We start from the raw sequence: 16,808 nt of genomic DNA on the forward strand, positions 1-16,808 counted from the left end.
TCATTCACGATCCTCATAGGGATCGTCAATTGCTAATTTGGCCAGGATTTGGATCTCCAACGCTTCCATTTCCTCTGCCTCGGCTTGTTCAATATGGTCAAAGCCGAGTAAATGCAAGGTGCCGTGGATGCACATGTGAGCCCAGTGGTGAGCCAGAGGTTTGTGTTGTTCGGCCGCTTCATGGGCCACAACTTCGGCACAGATAACCAGATCCCCAAGCAGGTCCAGCTCAATGCCCGGGGGGGCTTCAAAAGGGAAGGAGAGAACGTTGGTGGGTTTGTCCTTGCCCCGGTACTGACTGTTCAGCTGACGGCTTTCCCCGGCTGAGACAATTCGCACGGTGATCTCGCCGGATGCAAGACCGGCAGAGTCGAGCGTCATGTCGAGCCAGCGCTGAATATCGGCTTCAGTTGGCAAGTCTGGCCTGTCACAGGCAAGTTGCAGATCCAGATTGGCGCTCAATGGGAGGGTTTCTCTTGGGGCCCCTGCGACTGGGCATGTTTATCTGCCTCTTTTTTCAGGCGGATTTCTTCCTGTTGGCGCTCATGTTCCTCGTACGCCATAACAATGCGGGTCACCACGGGGTGACGGACCACATCATTGGCGTTGAAAAAATTAAAGGAAATGTCATTCACGTCCTTGAGTACCTCGATGGCATGGCGCAGACCGCTTCGCACGCCCCGCGGCAAATCCACCTGGGTGATATCGCCGGTGATCACCGCGCGGGAATTAAAGCCGATACGGGTCAGGAACATTTTCATCTGTTCAACCGTGGTGTTCTGGCTTTCATCGAGGATGATAAAGGCATCGTTAAGGGTGCGACCGCGCATATAGGCCAGCGGCGCTACTTCGATGACATTGCGTTCCAGCAGTTTTTCGACTTTCTCGAAACCGAGCATTTCAAACAGGGCGTCATACAAAGGACGCAGATAGGGATCCACCTTCTGCGACAGATCACCGGGTAAAAAACCCAGCTTTTCGCCGGCTTCCACGGCCGGACGGGTCAGCAGTATACGGCGGACTTCCTGGCGTTCCAGGGCATCCACCGCGCTGGCCACGGCCAGATAGGTCTTGCCGGTTCCGGCCGGGCCGATGCCGAAGCTGATATCATGATTCACAATGTTCTGTACATACTGGGACTGGTTAGGGTTACGGGGCTTGATGACGCCCCGTTTTGTCTTGATATGTACTTCTTTGCCATGTTTGCCCGCTTCGGCCTGTTCCAGGCACTTGGCTTCCTGAATGGCCAGATGGACTTTCTCCGGATTCAGGTCCGGAATCTGTCCTTTGACCGGCTGGGTCTCTATGTACAGCAGTTTGAGCAGCTCAGAGGTGGCCACCGCCTGCTGAGCTTTGCCCAATACCTTGAACTGGTTGTCGCGGTAGCTGATTTCTACCCCTAACCGCCGCTCAATCTGCTTGATGTTGTCATCGAATGGACCACAGAGGCTGGACAGGCGCTTGTGGTCATTGGGTTCCAGTACGACTTCATTACTGACCAGAAGGTTGGACAATGATCCTCTCCTAATTGGGGATAAATTGGCCGACACCCAGGGTGTCTGGCTGGCTGTGGGCCTGCTTCTGGATGATGGATTGCGGGGTCACGCTGACGCGCAGGCCCATCTCTGCCTCTCGCCGAAGCACCTCACCACGCAGTGAGTTGGCAAACACATCGACAATATTCACATCCACAAACTCGCCAATCATATCCGGGCTGCCTTCGAAGTTAACCACCCGATTGTTTTCGGTGCGGCCGGACAACTCCATGGGATTCTTCTTCGAGGGCCCTTCCACCAGGATACGTTGTTCGCTGCCCAGCATATTGCGTGCAATGTTCATGGCCTGCTGACTGATACGCTGTTGCAATAAGTATAGGCGCTGCTTCTTGGTTTCTTCACTCACATCATCGGGCAGATCGGCCGCCGGTGTGCCTGGACGGGCGCTGTAGATAAAGCTGAAACTCAGATCGAAGCCGATGGCCTGGATCAGATCCATAGTGGCCTGGAAATCTTCATCCGTCTCGCCGGGGAAGCCGATGATAAAGTCAGATGACATGCTCAGATTGGGGCGAACCTTTTTCAGGCGACGAATTCTGGATTTGTATTCGATGGCCGTATGGCCACGTTTCATCTGGGTCAGGATACGATCTGAACCGCTTTGCACGGGGAGATGCAGATGATCCACCAGTTCCGGAATATGGGCATAGGCTTCGATAATATCGTCGGTAAACTCTACCGGATGGCTGGTGGTGTAACGGATCCGGTCAATGCCGTCGATGGCGGCGACCAGGTGCAGCAGCTCGGCAAAGGTACAGACACTGCCGTCATGGTTGGCGCCACGATAAGCGTTGACATTCTGGCCCAACAGGTTGACTTCCCGCACCCCTTGCTCGGCCAATTGGGCAATCTCGAAAATTACGTCATCGGCCGGCCGGCTGACTTCCTCACCCCGGGTGTAAGGCACCACACAGAAGCTGCAATACTTTGAACAGCCCTCCATGATGGAAACAAACGCCGTGGGACCCTCGGCCCGGGGCTCAGGCAGGCGATCAAACTTCTCGATTTCCGGGAAGCTGATATCCACCACCGGCGAACGATCTCCTTTGACCTGGTTAATCATCTCAGGCAGACGATGCAGGGTCTGGGGACCGAATACGATATCCACATAGGGTGCGCGGTCACGAATATGGTTCCCTTCCTGAGAAGCCACACAACCGCCCACGCCGATAATCAGATCCGGATTGGTTTTCTTCAGTGTTTTCCAGCGGCCCAACTGGTGAAACACCTTCTCCTGGGCTTTTTCGCGAATGGAACAGGTATTGAGCAGGATGACATCCGCGTCTTCAGGGTTGTCGGTGGCCTGATAACCATGGGTGGAGTCCAGCAGGTCGGCCATCTTTTCCGAGTCGTACTCGTTCATCTGGCAACCCCAGGTCTTAATGAAAAGTTTCTTGCTCATACGGCCCTAAAGGTAAAAAAGGAAGGAGCGCAATCCTTCCTGTTATGGAATCAAAACTGAGCCGGGTATTTTACCGCCACTGGCGCCCAGTTACCAGAGCCAGCGCTGGCGGATGGTCAGGTTGGCGGCCCAGACAATCAACAAGGTGCCGGCAATCAGGCCCACTGAGACGGGTTCCTGCCAGAACCAGTAGCCCAGAAAAGCAGCAAACAGCACGCTGCTGTATGTCAGCAGACCAATTCTGACCGGTGACGCCAATTGAAAGGCTTTGGTCATCAGCAGTTGCCCTATTGCCGCCATCAGGCCCATCAGCGCCAGCCACGGCCAGGTATTGGCGGGCATGGGTTGCCAGTTAATCAGAAAGGGAACCAAAGACACCAGGGTGGCCAGGCCGGTGAAATAGAACACGATGCGCGATGGCGGCTCTGAGCCGGACAGCTTGCGGATAGTGCACTTGGTAAAGGCCACCAGAGTGGCGCAGATCAGGGCCAGCAGCACAAAGAGGTTCATGCCTTCGCCCTGGGGCCTGAGCACAAAAGCGGCGCCGATAAAGCCAAGTCCTATAGCCATCATACTTTTGTGGCTGATGAGTTCCTTAAGCCAGACCCGGCTGATGATAGGGATGATAAAAGGCGCCACCAGCAGCGCCATCATGGCCTGGGCCAGAGGCAGGTTGGCCAGGACGTAAAAAAAGCAGTACATGGCAACCAGGCCGGAGGTGGAACGCAGCAGATGCAGGCCCAGATAGTCTGTTTTAAGACCGACCATACCCACCCGCAGGATCCATGGCGCGAAGACCAGCAGGGCAAAGAGATTGCGAAAGAACACCAGCTGTGACTGGTTGAGATAAACACTCAGGTATTTGACCAGTGCACCGACACCGGCAAACAAGGCTTCGGCCAGTACCAGGCAGCAAGCGCCCACAAACAGCGGTGAGGACATAGGAAATCGGTCTGTTACTGGGAGTCAAATGGAGCGCCAGTATAACAGAGCCCGACGGGGCCATACAGCCACCGGGTGCAGGTAAAAAGACTGCCGGGCAATACCTCTGCCCGGACAGCCAGGGAGAGATCTTATTCGGTCGAAGGTAATGCCTGTTTGTGAACAGGCAGGTAGGCGGCCAGCAGCTTGTGACTGCCAAATTCCTCAAGGTTTTCTGTCACCTGGTCTTGTATATCCCTATCCAGATCATCTCTGAGTGATTGCTCGCATTGGAGATAGTTGAACTGCACCAGATCGATTTGGGTGTCCAGGTGGTAGGTAAAGGTATGCCGGCTGAATTCCTGTGTATCGGCAACAGCCAAATGGCTGGCAAGCAACAGGCCTGCAATAGTCAGGAAAGTATGGGTACAATTTCGCATAGGGCCTCCGTCTGGTTTTAGATACAGCTGGCATATGGGGAGTAAGTCGCCGGGAGTGACGACAAAGTCTGTTTCAGGTTGTTACAAACTGTGTCCTGAGGGTACCTGGTAGTGCCTGGCGGTATATTCCTCAGGCCTGCTGGCAGGACAGTGGGCAACTCATGCTATGCTTTGCGAAAATCAGTTGGGATGATCATCGGGGATGGATAGATTCGACTTATTGGTAGTGGGCGGCAATATGGTCGGAGCCGCACTGGCCCTGGGTGCAGCCAGGCAGGGGTATAGTGTTGGGTTGATAGAGCCCGCCCCCCCCGCGGCCTATGACGCTGCCCGGCGGCCCGACATCAGGGTTTCGGCCCTCAGTCTTGCCTCCGGACGACTGCTGGATAAACTGGGCGCCTGGGCGCATATCAGCAAGTTGCGCCTGTGTCCTTACACTAGGCTGGCAGTCTGGGAAGACTCGGGCCGCACGGACTTCAGTGCAGCAGAGGTAGGTGAACCCCACCTGGGTCATATCATTGAAAATACCCTGGTCCAGCTTGGGTTGTATCAGGCCTTGTCAAAGTGCGATGGAGTCAGGCATTTTGTCAGTCCACTTCAAAGGGTGCTCAGCACTAAGATGCCGGAGGTGCAGCTGGCCGATGGGAGTCACCTGTCAGCCGGTTTGCTGGTCGGTGCCGATGGCGCCCGTTCGCAGGTTCGTCAACAACTGGGTATCGCTACCCAGGGCTGGCAATATGCTCAGCAGGCGCTGGCTGTGTCGGTGCGCACAAACCATCCCCAGCAGGATATTACCTGGCAGCAGTTTACCCCGGACGGACCCAGGGCTTTTTTACCCCTTTACGACGGCTATGCTTCGCTGGTCTGGTATGACAGCGCCAAACAGGTAAACCAACTGAAAAATTTATCGGACCAGGCATTGAGGGCTGCCGTTATCCAGGCGTTTCCCGAGCAACTGGTGGATTTTGAGGTGCTGGAAAGGGCCAGTTTTTCGCTGACTCGAATGCATGCCCGTCACTATGTAAAAGATCATTGCCTGCTGGTGGGGGATGCAGCCCACACCATCAATCCGCTGGCGGGGCAGGGGGCCAATCTCGGCTTTAAGGATGTGGCCTGCCTGCTTGCGGTGCTTGAGGACAACAGTTGGCTTGAAAATCCGACCCAGTTGCCCGCCCTGCTCAGACGGTACGAGCGGCAAAGACGACGGGACAATGTGTTGATGATGTCTGCCATGGATGCCCTGTATGCGGGGTTCAGTAACCGTATCGGTCCGCTGAAACTGGCCCGTAACCTGGTTCTTGGCCTGGCGCAGCGCAGCGGCCTGCTGAAAAAACAGGTTACCCGCTATGCTATGGGGCTTAACTAGTTGTCAGCTGACAGAAAAAATCTTACATATCAAATTGATAGGTAAAGATTTTTCTGTCTCACCTCTCACTTGTCCCAGATGCCTCTTTCCGTGCTGCCCTGGATGTCACAGTTGCCTTCCTGGTATTCAGGGGTCCTGCCGGCTTTACGTTGTTCCAGGTAATCCCGGCTGACGGCCACAATGGTGGGGTTCAGCCAGGCGATGGCGATGATATTGATCACTGTCATCAGGCCAAGGGCCATGTCCGCCATAGCCCACACGTGGGGCAGGGAGGCCATGGATCCCCACAGGATCATGGCCAGGTAGCCTGCTGTGTAGCAGCCACGGCCAGCCCTGTTGTCCAGTTTGAACATATGCAGGTTGCTTTCGCCATAGGCGTAGTTAGCCACCACCGAGGTAAATGCAAACAGGCTGATGGCGGCTGCCACAAAGTCGTTGCCGCCGTTGCCCAGATGAAAGGCCATGGCATCCTGCGTCAGGCGGATACCTTCCATCTGTTCACTTTGCGAGCCGCCGGCCAATAAAATAATCATGGCGGTGCACGTACAGAGCACCATGGTATCCAGGAAAACGCCCAGCATCTGCACATAGCCCTGGCTCGCCGGATGATTGGGGTTGGGGGTGGCACTGGCCGCTGCGTGGGGCACACTGCCCGAGCCGGCTTCGTTGGAGTATAGCCCGCGCTGGATACCGTGTTTTACCGCAGCACCAAAGGCGCCACCGGCCGCCTCATTCAGACCAAAAGCTGAGGTGAGGATGTTATATAGGAGCCCTGGCACTTGATCGAAATTGATCAGGGTGATGGCCAGGGCCACAAGTACATAGCTGATGCCCATAAAGGGCACCATCCACTCGGCAAAGCGGGCGATGCCGCGCAAGCCGCCGATGACGATAACGCCGGCCAGCAGAATAATGACGATGCCGGCGTCGAGGGTTGAAATACCATAGGCATGATTGAGGGCATCAGTGATGGAATTGGCCTGTACTGCGCTGAAAATAAAGCCGTATCCCATAAACAGGCAGAGGGAAAAGGTGATGGCCAGCCAGCGTTTGTTCAGCCCTTGCTGGATATAGTAGGCCGGTCCGCCACGGTATTCGCCTTTGACATCCTTGACCTTATATAGCTGGCCGAGCAGGCTTTCGGCAAAACCGGTGGCCATACCCAAAAAGGCGATGACCCACATCCAGAAGATAGCGCCTGCGCCACCGAGCGAGATAGCCACGGCGACCCCGGCCAGGTTACCTGTGCCGACCCGCGCCGACAAACTGGTGCACAACGCCTGAAATGAGCTGATGCCGGCCTTATCACTCTTGCTGCTGCCCCTGAGCAGGCTGAACATATGGCGGAACTGAAAAATCTGAATGCCACCCAGGCGGACGCTGAACCAGACTCCGGCAATAACCAGCATGGCAATCAGCAGCCAGCCCCACAATACGCCGTTAACGGTGGATACCACTTGATGAATCACGAGCACTCTTTATTATTATTGGACTTCTGGCCGCCTATACTGGCTTGAATAGGCCACCCTGTCCAGTGATGAGTAACCACTGAGGAGTGACAAAGGGCGGAAAACAAAAAAGCCGCTCAATGAGCGGCCTTTTTGCACAATATGGCTGGGGTGGCTGGACTCGAACCAACGCATGGCGGGATCAAAACCCGCTGCCTTACCACTTGGCGACACCCCAATTGTATAACGCGATCAACGGAAGGAGATTGGCTGGGGTGGCTGGACTCGAACCAACGCATGGCGGGATCAAAACCCGCTGCCTTACCACTTGGCGACACCCCAACATGGTGCGGAAGGAGAGACTCGAACTCTCACGCCGTGAAGCACTGGAACCTAAATCCAGCGTGTCTACCAATTTCACCACTTCCGCAAGTGTGGTGGCTACGGCGGGAATCGAACCTGCGACCCCAGCATTATGAGTGCTGTGCTCTAACCAGCTGAGCTACGTAGCCACTTTGGTACTCGCGTTGAGTGGCGCGTATTATGCTGATCCACCTATGGAGCGTCAACCCCTTTTTTACCCCCGTCCTTCCGAGTGCTCAGTATCTGGACAATTTGCCGGCGCAGCCTCTGTCTGGCACTTGGGACACAGGTTGCTGAGGCTTTATTGGGGATAAGAAACGGCAGAACTGCCCTGCCTCAGATGGACGATTTCTGCACTATTGGAGTCACAGGATCATAAACAAATCGGGGGCCGATGGCCCCCGAATGTTAGACGTTGAAGCGAAAGTGGATGACATCGCCATCTTTGACGATATATTCCTTACCTTCCAAGCGCCACTTACCGGCGTCTTTGGCTCCCTGCTCGCCTTTGTATTCGACAAAATTGTCAAAGCCGATAACCTCGGCACGGATAAAACCCTTCTCGAAATCGGTATGGATTTTACCCGCTGCCTGGGGGGCCGTGCTGCCAATGGGGAAGGTCCAGGCCCGTACTTCCTTGACTCCGGCGGTGAAATAGGTGTTCAGGTTGAGCAGGCTGTAGCCGGCCCGAATCACCCGGTTCAGGCCGGGTTCCTGCAGACCCATGTCCGCCATAAACTCGGCCCGCTCGTCATCTTCCAGCTCGGCAATTTCCGATTCGATGGCGGCGCACACCGACACCACCACGGCATTTTCAGCTGCAGCAATCTCACGCACCTTGTCCAGGTGCGGATTGTCCTCAAAACCATCTTCATTGACATTGGCGATGTACATGGTGGGTTTAAGGGTCAGGAAGTTCATGTAGGCGATGGCGGCCAGCTCTTCTTTTTCCAGCTCGACCATCCGCAACATCCTGCCTTCATCCAGATAAGGCTTGATCTTTTCCAGTACCTGCATCTCGAACTTGGCATCCTTGTCGCCGCCCTTGGCGCGCTTGCCGACGCGCAACATGGCCTTTTCACAGGTTTCCAGGTCGGCCAGGGCCAGTTCTGTATTGATAACCTCTATGTCATCAGCCGGATTCACCCCCCCTGCCACATGAACAATGTTGTCGTTCTCAAAGCAGCGCACCACATGGCCGATGGCATCGGTCTCACGGATATTGGCCAGGAATTTGTTACCCAGGCCCTCTCCTTTGGAAGCGCCCTCCACCAGGCCGGCGATGTCCACAAACTCCATGGTGGTGGGAATGACCCGTTGCGGATTCACTATGGCCGCTAACTGATCCAGGCGGGTATCGGGTACCGGGACCACACCTGTATTGGGCTCAATGGTGCAGAACGGGAAATTGGCAGCTTCGATACCGGCCTTGGTCAGGGCGTTGAACAGGGTGGACTTACCCACATTCGGCAGACCGACAATGCCACATTTAAAACCCATGGTGATTCCTCAAGTTATTCGGCTTTGAATGAATGCAGGCGATTCATGGCCCGCGTCATGCCGTCTTTCAATAAAATCTCGGTGCAGCGTACCGCTTCATCGATGGCGGCCTCTATCTGTTGTTGCTCTTCCGGCCGGGGCTTCCCCAGTACATGGCCGGTTACTTTGTGTTTATCGCCGGGATGGCCGATACCAATGCGCAGGCGATGGAAATCCTTGCAGTTGGCCAGTTTGCTGACGATGTCACGGACACCATTCTGACTCGAGCTGCCGCCGGTCTTGAGCCTGACTACGCCAGGGGGGAGATCCAATTCGTCGAAGGCCACCAGGATATTATCCGGCGCAATGCGATAGAAGCTAGCCATGGCACAAACGGCCTGACCACTGCGGTTCATAAAGGTAGTCGGAATCAGCAGTCTGACGTCCTGGCCAGCAATATTGCCGCGGCCGGTAAAACCGGAGAACTTGTTTTCCAGGGTCAGGGGAATACGATAATGACGGGCAAGAGCATTAAGATACCAGGCACCTGCATTGTGCCTGGTATTTTCATATTCGGGGCCTGGATTGCCCAGGCCCACAATGAGCTGAAGGTCAGCCAAGAGGATTACTCCTCAGTGCTGGCTTCTTCCTCACCTTCGGCTTCGTCAGCAGCAGCGGCGCCTTTGGCAGCCTTGATGGTGACAACAGCCAGATCATGGTCGGCGCCTTTGGCCAGCTCAACCAGGGTCACGCCTTTTGGCACTTTCAGATCAGACAGGTGCAGGGTTTGACCCATAGCCACGTCGATCAGATCCACTTCGATGAACTCTGGCAGGTTGGCCGGCAGACAGCTGATCACCACATCGTTCATATGGTGTTCTGCGTGGCCACCCTGATCCTTGATGGCAGGGGCCTTTTGTTCATTGAGGAAGTGCAGGGGCACGTTGGTCGTCACCGCCTGGTTGGCGTCAACACGCAGGAAATCGATATGCGTCACCTTGGGCTTAAAAGGGTGACGTTGCATGTCCTTGACCAGGGCTTCCACCTTGTCACCGCCGATGTTCAGAGTCAGAACGTGGCTGTAGAAGGCTTCAAACTGCTGAGCCTGTACCACTTTGTTGTGATCCAGGGTCAGGGAGACGGGCTCTTTGCCGGCACCGTACAGGATGGCAGGTACTTTGTCTTCACGACGCAGGCGGCGGCTCGCACCTTTCCCCAGGTCTGTGCGGACGTCTGCATCCAGATTAAAAATCGCTTCAGACATAAATTACTCCAATATATGAGTGGCATGCGGCGTTTCGCGACCAAAACCCCGCGCTGATAGAACACCCCTTGAAAAAGGGCGGCGAATTCTACCACTCCACCAGAGCCGAAACAAGGCACAATCAGCGGGTGTTTTCACCCTTTCCCACCTGGCTGTCGTCCACAATACGGATTGTTTTTATATGCACAGGCAGGCCATGTTGCTGAAAGGTGACCAGATCAGGCGTGGTGGTTGCCGTCACCTCCACAACCAGGCCGTCACGCCGGTAGGGGGCGGCCAGGTTAATGGGCTGAAAACGACGCCCATCATCGGTGTACAGGGCAAAAAAGCCCCCTTCCAGATTCTTGTGCACCACCCGTGCAGTAAAATGTAAGGTCTCAGCCTTGGGCGACTTTGACTTCTGCGATGGCATGGGAGTCTCCTGAACAGTGGACGGGACTGGATTGGCTGGCTGTTCCTGCTTCAGGGGCGGTTCCTGGGCACAGGCCGACAATCCGATTGCACACAACAATACGGGCAGACATTTCATAACGTTAACTCATCGGCTCTTGTCAGTTCAGGCAGTAAGGGTAAATGACATCGGCCCCGCTGGCCAGGTTTGCCTGTTGATGGCTGTTACTAAGAGGGAGTCCGGCGCCAACAAAAAAGCCACCCGGGGGCGGCTCTTTTTGCTGACTACTTTCAGTTTAGTACTCGAACATGGCCGAGATGGACTCTTCGTTGCTGACGCGCCGGATGGCTTCGGCCAGCATATTGGACAGGCTGAGCTGCTTAACCTTGTCCAGAGCGCGGATCTCCGGTGACAGGGGTATGCTGTCAGTCACCACTATCTCATCGATGACCGAATCCCTCAGGTTCTGCGGAGCATTACCCGAGAAGATGGCATGGGTAGCATAGGCGAATACCCGCTTGGCACCATGTTCCTTCAGGGCAATGGCAGCTTTGCACAATGTGCCGCCGGTATCGATCATGTCGTCGACGATGATACAGTCCCTGTCCTGGACGTCACCGATAATATGCATCACCTGCGACACATTGGCCTTGGGACGACGTTTATCGATAATGGCCAGGTCCAGATCGTTCATCACCTTGGCCAGGGCACGGGCCCGGACGACGCCGCCGATATCAGGGGAAACCACTACAGGGTTGTCGAATTCACGCTCGCGCATGTCTTCCAGCAGAATCGGCGTACCGAAGGCGTTGTCCACCGGCACGTCGAAAAAGCCCTGGATCTGTTCGGCATGCAAATCTACTGTCAGTACCCGATCCACCCCAACGTTCGACAGGAAGTCCGCCACCACCTTGGCTGTAATAGGCACACGGGCACTGCGTACGCGTCTGTCCTGACGGGCATAACCAAAGTAGGGAATCACCGCCGTAATGCGTCCGGCCGAGGCGCGGCGCAGGGCGTCGATCATTACGATCAGTTCCATCAGATTGTCATTGGTGGGGGCGCAGGTGGACTGAATGATAAAGACATCGGAACCGCGGACATTTTCATGGATTTCGACGCTGATTTCACCGTCGCTGAATCGTCCTACACTGGCGTGGCCCAGTTTTGTGTAGAGTCGGTCGGCGACTTTCTGGGCGAGCTCTGGTATAGCATTACCAGCAAATAACTTCATATCCGGCACAGTAGGATCCTCAGTGACTTGTCTAAATTGTAAGGTTGGCGGTGGCGACACAAGTCAGGCGTTTGAGAGCGGATTACCCGTTTCGTGTCTCAAGTTGACTGTGCAGAGGCGATTGATTGACCCCTTGAGCCACAAAACCCTGCCATTGTTCGGGCAAGGCCCGAAGCACTGATTCAGCATGGTCTTTGTCTGGGAAAACGGCAAATACGCAGGCGCCTGTACCTGTCATTCGCGACGGCGCGTATTCTAGCAACCAGTGTAATAACTTTGCAACTTCGCCGTGGTAACGGCAGACCAGCTCCTGACAGTCATTGCGGCTGGTATCGAAGTGGTATTCATGCCACCGGATCGGGACTGTGTTACGGGGTAAATCCGCATGGGTAAAGATCGACTGGGTAGAGATTTGTACACCAGGGTTTACTACCAGGTACCAGTGCTCCGGTTGGGGGGCGGGGTGCAGTTGTTCGCCGACACCGGTGGCGAAGGCAGTTCTGCCTTGCACGAACACCGGGACATCTGCGCCAAGGGCCAGACCCAGTTCCGCCAGCTTGTCGAGGGACAGTCCCGTTTGCCACAGATGATTCAGCGCGACCAGAGCAGTGGCTGCATTGGAGGAGCCGCCCCCTAGCCCCCCGCCCATGGGCAGGCGCTTGTTCAGCCAGATACGGCAACCTTTTGTGCTGCCGGTATAGCTTTGCAGCGCCAATGCCGCCTTGATGATCAGGTTGTCCTGGCTGGCCACCCCGGCAACGGGGGTCTGCAGGTCGATCTGAGAGTCGCCGGTAATCTCAAATTGCAGATGGTCGCCGTAATCCAGCATCTGAAACAGGCTCTGCAGATTGTGGTAACCATCTGCACGTCGGCCAGTGATATGCAAAAACAGGTTGAGTTTGGCAGGTGATGGCCAGCTTCTGTGTTGAGGCAATGGTTGCCTGGCCGTGCTTATTTCAGTTGCCATTGGTCTATTCGTATCCTGATTTGGACATCTGTCGCACTCAGTTCCAGGGCATGGGGAAGGATATACCCATCCTGTTGGCGGTAATCGGAAAAACTGACCTGCCAGCCATCGTCGGTGGTCAGTCGACGTATCAGGCCCGAATCGGCAAAGGCCGGCATGGCTTCCTCAGACGCCTGGCCCTTAATCCACAGCGGCAGATCAGACACAGGAATGACCCAGCCGGTCATCTGTTCAAGCAACTGTGCAGCATTGTCATGCCAGTATTCCCTGTCTTCATACTCCAGATGGACCCGTCCCCCCTGCTTCTGCATACTCAGTAAACGGGTGCCGATGAAGCTGTTGAGGCCGATATTGTATTCGTCCTGGCGTTGTTGCCAGTGGAGGTTGGCGCTGAATCTTTCCTCGCTGCTTTTAAATGCCAGCTTACCGCTGACCTGCCATTGCTGCAGTTGGGCAAGCTGCCTCTGATGATGGAGGGCATTAACCGAGTATTCCACCACGGGCCGGGTTGCACAGGCGCTCAGCAACAGCAGCAGGCAAAGACAGGAGATTCGCAACAGGAAGTTTGGCAAGGTTGGCAGTTGGCAACGGGTCAGGTGCCGATAATGGGAACACAAACAGGCGGGTGCTTTCAATAGGTTTGGCTTTTGCGTACAATGCCACGCCGACATAACCCGGCTAATCAGGCACGCACAGACCAGATCCACATGGCCTTAATCGCACTCGGTATCAATCACAATACGGCTCCTGTGGAAGTCAGAGAAAAAGTCGCCTTTTCCACCGACAGCCAACTGGATGCTTTGCTTGCCCTGCGGGAAAAACTGGGCAGCGAGGAATCGGTGATCCTGTCGACCTGCAACCGTACTGAAATCTATGCCGAACTGGATGAAGCGCAGCACGAAGTATTACTTAACTGGCTGGCTGACTTTCATGGTCTGGATGATAAGCTGCTCTCAACCAGCAGCTACCGCTACCAGCAGCAGGATGCCGTCAGGCACCTGATGAGGGTGGCCAGCGGCCTTGACTCCCTGGTGCTGGGGGAACCGCAGATACTGGGTCAGGTCAAGCAGGCGTTTACCAGCGCCAGAAACAGCGGCATGGTGGGCAGTCGTTTCGAGCGGTTGTTCCAGCAGACCTTTGCCGTCGCCAAGCGGGTGCGCTCGGAGACCGATATTGGTGCCAATGCCGTGTCGGTAGCCTATGCCTCCGTGCAACTGGCCAAACATATTTTTTCCTCCTTGCAGAAGATCAACGTATTGTTGATCGGTGCCGGCGAAACCATCGAACTGGTGGCCCGCCACCTGAATGAACAAAAGGTCAGCAGCATACGGGTGGCCAACCGGACACTGGCCCGGGCAGAAGAGCTGGCCGGACCCCTGGGGGCGAGCGTGATCACCCTGGCGCAGATCCCGGATCATCTGGCCGAGGCGGATATTGTCATCAGTTCCACCGCCAGTCAGTTGCCGATCCTCGGTAAAGGCGTAGTGGAGCGAGCCCTGAAACAGCGGCGCCACAAGCCTATGTTTCTGGTCGATTTAGCGGTGCCCCGCGACATCGAAGCGGAGGTGGCCGATTTGGACGATGCCTATCTTTATTCTGTGGACGATCTTCAGCAGATAGTGCAGGAAAACCTGGCTTCCCGGCAGTCGGCGGCACAAAAGGCCGAACAGATGATCGATGCCGGGGTCAGGGACTATCTGACTTGGCACGACAGCCTGGCCTCAGTGGATCTGGTTCGCTGCTATCGTGAACAAAGCGAGTTGCACAAGCAAAAACTGCAGGACAGGGCGCTGAAGCAGCTCGCCGATGGTAAAGCACCGGAAGAAGTCATCACGGAACTGGCCAACCGGCTGACCAACAGTCTGATCCATGCCCCCACCAAAGCCATTAAAGAGGCGGCCAGCAGTCAGGATAGCGGCAGTCTAAGCCTGTTGCAGCGGGCATTGGGCATTAACAAGTTTTAGGTTGAATATGAAAGAATCCGTACTGCGTAAGCTCGAGTCCTTGCAGGAGCGTTTTGAAGAAGTCCAGGCCCTGCTCGGTGATGCCGGGGTGATTGCCAATCAGGACAGGTTTCGCAATTTGTCCAGGGAATATGCTCAACTGGAAGAAGTGGTCAACTGTTTTGCTGATTATCAGCAGGCCAGAAAAGATTTGCTCAGTGCCCAGGAGATGCTCCGTGAGGACGACGCCGAGATGCGTCAAATGGCCGAGGAGGAAGTCAAAGTGGCCAGGGACAGTATCCAGCAACTGGAAACCACTCTGCAGGTATTATTACTGCCCAAAGATCCCAACGATGACCGTAATTGCTTTCTGGAAATTCGTGCCGGTGCCGGCGGAGACGAAGCAGCCATTTTCGCCGGGGATCTGTTCCGTATGTACAGTCGTTACGCCGAGGCCCGGCGCTGGCGGGTGGAGATTGTCAGTGCCAGTGAGGGCGAACATGGCGGCTACAAGGAAGTTATCGCCAATGTGGTGGGTGAGGGAGCTTACGGCACACTTAAATTTGAATCAGGAGGGCACAGGGTACAGCGCGTGCCCGAAACGGAATCCCAGGGACGTATCCATACCTCCGCTTGCACTGTTGCCGTGCTGCCTGAGCTGCCTGAGTCTGAAGCCATCTCCATCAATCCTGCCGAATTGAAAGTGGATACCTTCCGTGCCAGTGGTGCCGGTGGACAGCACGTGAACAAGACTGACTCGGCCATCCGCATCACCCACTTGCCATCGGGCATGGTGGTGGAGTGCCAGGATGAACGCTCCCAGCATAAGAACCGGGCTAAAGCCATGTCTGTGCTGGCAGCCAGGCTGAATCAGGCTGAGCAGGAAAAACGTGCTTCCCAGGAGGCCACTACCCGTCGTAATCTGGTGGGCAGCGGCGATCGCTCCGAACGTATCCGTACCTACAATTTTCCTCAGGGGCGGGTGACGGATCACCGTATCAACCTGACCCTGTACAAGCTTGATGAAGTCGTGGAGGGACATTTAGACAGCATTCTGGGCCCCATCCGCCAGGAACATCAGGCCGACCTGCTGGCGTCCTTATCCGACGATGCCTGAAGTCCCCTGTATTGAGCAGGCCCTGAGATGGGCAAGGCAGCAACTTCAGGAACTTGATGATGCTGCCATAGACGCCCGTCTGTTGCTGGGGCACTGTGTGGAAAAGCCGGTCGTCTACCTGCATACCTGGCCTGACAGGCCACTCGATGAGCAACAGTGGCAGCAATTCAAAGAGTTAATCAGTAAGCGCAAGAAGGGTGTGCCGGTGGCGCACCTGGTTGGCTACCGGGATTTCTGGACATTGCGTTTGCAAGTCAGTGACAAGACCCTGATCCCCCGTCCGGAAACCGAGCTGCTGGTCGAGACCGCCCTTGAAAAACTGCCGGAAACCAAAGCCAGGATATTGGACTTGGGCACGGGCACCGGGGCTATCGCCCTTTCCCTGGCGTCTGAACGCCAGGACTGCCATGTGACTGGGCTGGATTTCGACCCGGATATTGTCGCCCTGGCAGCACAGAACGCCCGTCTTAACGGGCTGAACAACCTGACCTTCCTTGTCAGTGACTGGTTCAGCGCTCTGCAAGCCCGGTCTTTTGATCTGATTGTCAGCAATCCCCCCTATGTGGAGCCTGACAGCCCCTGGCTGGACCAGGGAGATGTGCGCTACGAACCGCAAAGTGCCCTGGTGGCGGAACACAACGGCCTGGCTGATCTGGAAAAAATTATCTGTCTGGCCCCGCAATATCTGGTTGATAAAGGCTGGCTGCTGCTGGAACATGGGTATCAACAAAGCCGGGCCGTACAAGACAAACTAATCCAACGAGGCTTTTGTCACGTAACTACCCTCAGGGATCTGGCCGGACTGGACAGAGTTAGCCTGGGTCAATACGTCGTTGGCTGATTGCATTAACCTTTTGCACTGACTATAAGAAACTGTTAACTCTATGAATTAAATAGTAATGCCAATCGCGTTGGTG

17 protein-coding genes and 4 tRNA genes are annotated in these 16,808 nt (G+C 55.4%); 4 read left to right on the forward strand and 17 right to left on the reverse strand.

Annotated features, from left to right (window positions below):
* The 5 genes from ybeY to J0A66_RS07050 all read right to left on the reverse strand — a co-directional run bounded on the left by ybeY (position 1) and on the right by J0A66_RS07050 (position 4,319).
* A complete protein-coding gene (gene ybeY / locus J0A66_RS07030) occupies positions 1 to 462 on the reverse strand; it encodes an rRNA maturation RNase YbeY (protein WP_206573083.1) in 462 nt (153 codons plus the stop codon).
* Positions 459 to 1,514: a PhoH family protein gene (locus J0A66_RS07035; RefSeq protein WP_206573084.1), complete on the reverse strand. Its 1,056-nt coding sequence runs from the start codon at positions 1,512 to 1,514 to the stop codon at positions 459 to 461. Before J0A66_RS07035 ends, ybeY begins: the two co-directional genes overlap by 4 nt.
* A 10-nt stretch (positions 1,515 to 1,524) precedes the next feature.
* Positions 1,525 to 2,958 carry a tRNA (N6-isopentenyl adenosine(37)-C2)-methylthiotransferase MiaB gene (miaB, locus tag J0A66_RS07040; RefSeq protein ID WP_206573085.1) on the reverse strand — a complete coding sequence of 478 codons (1,434 nt, stop codon included), beginning with the start codon at positions 2,956 to 2,958 and terminating at the stop codon, positions 1,525 to 1,527.
* Positions 2,959 to 3,048: 90 nt separating this feature from the next.
* Positions 3,049 to 3,900 (reverse strand): DMT family transporter, encoded by an 852-nt coding sequence (locus J0A66_RS07045; RefSeq protein ID WP_206573086.1) that lies wholly within the window; start codon positions 3,898 to 3,900, stop codon positions 3,049 to 3,051.
* Between the two features lie 131 nt (positions 3,901 to 4,031).
* Complete coding sequence (locus J0A66_RS07050; RefSeq protein WP_206573087.1) at positions 4,032 to 4,319, reverse strand: hypothetical protein; 288 nt, start codon at positions 4,317 to 4,319, stop codon at positions 4,032 to 4,034.
* A 202-nt stretch (positions 4,320 to 4,521) separates the two neighbouring features.
* On the opposite strand from J0A66_RS07050, the gene J0A66_RS07055 reads away from it, so the two are divergent.
* Positions 4,522 to 5,685, forward strand: a complete 1,164-nt coding sequence (locus J0A66_RS07055) for an FAD-dependent monooxygenase (RefSeq protein ID WP_206573088.1) — start codon at positions 4,522 to 4,524, stop codon at positions 5,683 to 5,685.
* Positions 5,686 to 5,750: 65 nt separating this feature from the next.
* On the opposite strand, the gene J0A66_RS07060 is transcribed toward J0A66_RS07055, so the two are convergent.
* The 12 genes from J0A66_RS07060 to lolB all read right to left on the reverse strand — a co-directional run bounded on the left by J0A66_RS07060 (position 5,751) and on the right by lolB (position 13,466).
* Positions 5,751 to 7,154, reverse strand: coding sequence for an amino acid carrier protein (locus J0A66_RS07060; protein WP_206573089.1), 1,404 nt, complete (start codon positions 7,152 to 7,154; stop codon positions 5,751 to 5,753).
* Positions 7,155 to 7,296: 142 nt separating this feature from the next.
* Positions 7,297 to 7,371 (reverse strand) — tRNA-Gln (locus J0A66_RS07065).
* Between the two features lie 29 nt (positions 7,372 to 7,400).
* Positions 7,401 to 7,475: transfer RNA gene (locus J0A66_RS07070), tRNA-Gln, on the reverse strand.
* Between the two features lie 3 nt (positions 7,476 to 7,478).
* Positions 7,479 to 7,563: transfer RNA gene (locus J0A66_RS07075), tRNA-Leu, on the reverse strand.
* Between the two features lie 5 nt (positions 7,564 to 7,568).
* Positions 7,569 to 7,645, reverse strand: a tRNA-Met gene (locus J0A66_RS07080).
* A 259-nt stretch (positions 7,646 to 7,904) separates the two neighbouring features.
* On the reverse strand, positions 7,905 to 8,996 hold the full coding sequence (gene ychF / locus J0A66_RS07085; protein WP_206573090.1) for a redox-regulated ATPase YchF: 1,092 nt from the start codon (positions 8,994 to 8,996) through the stop codon (positions 7,905 to 7,907).
* 14 nt (positions 8,997 to 9,010) lie between these two features.
* Positions 9,011 to 9,595: an aminoacyl-tRNA hydrolase gene (gene pth / locus J0A66_RS07090; RefSeq protein WP_206573091.1), complete on the reverse strand. Its 585-nt coding sequence runs from the start codon at positions 9,593 to 9,595 to the stop codon at positions 9,011 to 9,013.
* A 5-nt stretch (positions 9,596 to 9,600) separates the two neighbouring features.
* On the reverse strand, positions 9,601 to 10,239 hold the full coding sequence (locus tag J0A66_RS07095; protein ID WP_206573092.1) for a 50S ribosomal protein L25/general stress protein Ctc: 639 nt from the start codon (positions 10,237 to 10,239) through the stop codon (positions 9,601 to 9,603).
* A gap of 121 nt (positions 10,240 to 10,360) precedes the next feature.
* The gene (locus J0A66_RS07100) at positions 10,361 to 10,651 is read right to left on the reverse strand and encodes a hypothetical protein (RefSeq protein ID WP_206573093.1); all 291 of its coding nucleotides are present in this window, start codon (positions 10,649 to 10,651) and stop codon (positions 10,361 to 10,363) included.
* Between the two features lie 274 nt (positions 10,652 to 10,925).
* Complete coding sequence (locus J0A66_RS07105; RefSeq protein ID WP_206573094.1) at positions 10,926 to 11,873, reverse strand: ribose-phosphate diphosphokinase; 948 nt, start codon at positions 11,871 to 11,873, stop codon at positions 10,926 to 10,928.
* A 73-nt stretch (positions 11,874 to 11,946) separates the two neighbouring features.
* Entirely contained in the window at positions 11,947 to 12,831 is an 885-nt protein-coding gene (gene ispE / locus J0A66_RS07110; protein ID WP_206573095.1) for a 4-(cytidine 5'-diphospho)-2-C-methyl-D-erythritol kinase, read from the reverse strand.
* Positions 12,816 to 13,466, reverse strand: a complete 651-nt coding sequence (lolB, locus tag J0A66_RS07115; protein WP_206573096.1) for a lipoprotein insertase outer membrane protein LolB — start codon at positions 13,464 to 13,466, stop codon at positions 12,816 to 12,818. Before lolB ends, ispE begins: the two co-directional genes overlap by 16 nt.
* A 72-nt stretch (positions 13,467 to 13,538) precedes the next feature.
* Here lolB and hemA point away from each other — a divergent pair, with 72 nt between their 5' ends.
* Genes hemA through prmC form a run of 3 tightly spaced genes read left to right on the forward strand, consistent with a single transcriptional unit; the run spans position 13,539 to position 16,732 of the window.
* Entirely contained in the window at positions 13,539 to 14,795 is a 1,257-nt protein-coding gene (gene hemA, locus J0A66_RS07120) for a glutamyl-tRNA reductase (protein WP_206573097.1), read from the forward strand.
* 7 nt (positions 14,796 to 14,802) lie between these two features.
* Positions 14,803 to 15,891 (forward strand): peptide chain release factor 1, encoded by a 1,089-nt coding sequence (gene prfA / locus J0A66_RS07125; RefSeq protein WP_206573098.1) that lies wholly within the window; start codon positions 14,803 to 14,805, stop codon positions 15,889 to 15,891.
* Positions 15,884 to 16,732 carry a peptide chain release factor N(5)-glutamine methyltransferase gene (prmC, locus tag J0A66_RS07130; protein ID WP_206573099.1) on the forward strand — a complete coding sequence of 283 codons (849 nt, stop codon included), beginning with the start codon at positions 15,884 to 15,886 and terminating at the stop codon, positions 16,730 to 16,732. Before prfA ends, prmC begins: the two co-directional genes overlap by 8 nt.
* Positions 16,733 to 16,808 lie beyond the last annotated feature (76 nt).

It is taken from the genome of Bowmanella dokdonensis, assembly GCF_017254865.1.
In the GTDB taxonomy this organism is placed as follows: domain Bacteria; phylum Pseudomonadota; class Gammaproteobacteria; order Enterobacterales; family Alteromonadaceae; genus Bowmanella; species Bowmanella dokdonensis.